1 protein-coding gene is annotated in these 585 nt (G+C 68.2%); it reads right to left on the reverse strand.

Annotated elements, in window-relative coordinates; translation table 11 throughout:
- On the reverse strand, window positions 1-585 hold a 585-nt coding region (locus D7Y11_RS42845), incomplete at both ends, for an AMP-binding protein (RefSeq protein WP_148139297.1).

The raw sequence follows: 585 nt of genomic DNA on the forward strand, positions 1-585 counted from the left end.
GGTGGAGTGCGTTGCGTGCCACGACCACCGCACCACCACTGGAGAGCGGCGCGAAGAGCTCGAAGACGGAGAGGTCGAAGTTGAGGCTCGTCGCGGCGAGGGTGCCCTTCAACTCCTCCGGCGAGAATGTAGTCAGGGCCCAGTGGAGGAAGGAGACGGCGTTGCCATGGGAGATGGCGACGCCCTTGGGACGGCCTGTGCTGCCGGAGGTGTAGATGAGGTAGGCGAGGTGTCCGGCGTGGATGTCCACCACCGGAGCCGTCGTCGGCTGTTTCGCCAGCTCCACGTCGTCAGAGTCCAAGCACACCGGCGTGGCGGATGTCTCCGGAAGCGCTGAGAGCAGATGGGAGTGCGCGACGAGTGCAGGGCCCTGGGCGTCCTCCAGCAGCCAGCCCAAGCGCTCACGCGGGTAGCTGGGGTCCAGCGGCACGTAGGCGCCACCGGCCTTGAGGATGCCGAGAGCGCCGATGACGAGGTCCTCGGTGCGCTCGACGCACAGGCCGACGCGGACTTCGGGCCCGACGCCAAGTCCGCGCAGACGGTGCGCGAGCTGGTTCGCCTTCGCGTCCAGCTCCCGGTACGTCA

The sequence above is a fragment of the Corallococcus sp. AB018 genome, from assembly GCF_003986945.1.
Classification (GTDB): domain Bacteria; phylum Myxococcota; class Myxococcia; order Myxococcales; family Myxococcaceae; genus Corallococcus; species Corallococcus exiguus.